This window comes from Mesorhizobium sp. A556 (genome assembly GCF_054489545.1).
In genome coordinates, this window is record NZ_JBTMXA010000058.1 from 1 (window position 1) to 1,153 (window position 1,153).

Annotated in this window: 2 protein-coding genes; both read right to left on the reverse strand. The window is 59.8% G+C overall.

Annotation, left to right across the window (positions count from 1 at the left end):
* Positions 1–98: 98 nt before the first annotated feature.
* Positions 99–380, reverse strand: a complete 282-nt coding sequence (locus ACX3P0_RS25265; RefSeq protein ID WP_459092974.1) for a putative quinol monooxygenase — start codon at positions 378–380, stop codon at positions 99–101.
* A gap of 71 nt (positions 381–451) precedes the next feature.
* Positions 452–814, reverse strand: coding sequence for a nuclear transport factor 2 family protein (locus ACX3P0_RS25270; protein ID WP_459092976.1), 363 nt, complete (start codon positions 812–814; stop codon positions 452–454).
* Positions 815–1,153: the final 339 nt, after the last annotated feature.

The following is a 1,153-nucleotide window of genomic DNA, read 5'->3' on the forward strand; positions in this document are numbered from 1 at the left end:
GCTTCCCACCCAGAAGCGGACGGGGAAGCGTTACAAACGATAGTTTGGCGGAGGGGCGCACCCGAGGTATCGAGTCTGTCTATGGCCAAGGCCGGTACCTAAAGCTTCTGGGTCGTGTCGCTCCGGTAGAGCGACACGTTACGCTCCGGTGCACGGACCTTTGGCCCTTTCGCCACTTTGCGCCAGCCTTTCCATGCTTGCTCGTCGCGCCAACATTCGAAGATGTTGCTGCGCGTCGGGTCGAGCGAGTCCGCGGTGATCGCCATATCGATGCACCCGTCGTGCTCCCTCGCCTGTCCGACCATACCGGCGAAGGCCGCGACGGCGGCGTCGCGCTCCTCGACGGTTTTCCAGTGCGAGTGCCCTGCGATGATGATCATGATGCTTCTCCTTCCTGAATGGTGACGAATAGCGCTGGCTGAGGCCGCATTCCGGCGACCAGGCCGCCCTGCTATCCCTTCACGTATCCCATGCCCTCGACGAACTTTCCGTCGCGGACGCGCATGATGTTGACGCCTCGCACCCGATCGGCCTCGCGTTCGCTCCAGCGGAGCTGCCAACGGATGATGCCGCGATCCCCGCTGGTCCAGATGTCTTCCGGTTCGAACACGAGGTCGGCGTTGGACGCGATTCCCTTCCAGAACGTTAGGCACGCTTCGCGTCCTTCGTAGCGCGCCCCATCCGGGGCGGGCGTCGTGTTCTCAAGAACACAGCCTTCCCCGATCAGGTCGTCGAGGTCGTGCGGGCGATGCGCCTCAAACGCGTTGTTGAAGCGCTCCATGAGTTTGCGGGTAACGTTGCTTTCGTCGGTCATGTTCTATCCCGTTGAGTTTGGTTGGTCGCGTCGGTGCTCGATCGCCACTATCTTGCTCATACTCAATCCTCTGGCCTCACGGGTTTTATCCTTGTGGCAGAATTGCCGATCCTTGCTCCAAGGACGAAGGGAGCTTCGTCAATCCGACACAAGTTCTCAAATTCTAGAACCGGAGCCGCAGACTTTCGCATGTGGATGATATCTTCGATGTCATATTTCAACGTGATGCTCTTTGATTGGGCGTCGTATTTGAGGCGCGTTGCCGCCGAAGCTCATTGACCAAGTGAAGGACAGCGTTCCCGGCGCAGCTGCCCAAAACCTGCCTGTCCGCTTCCCACC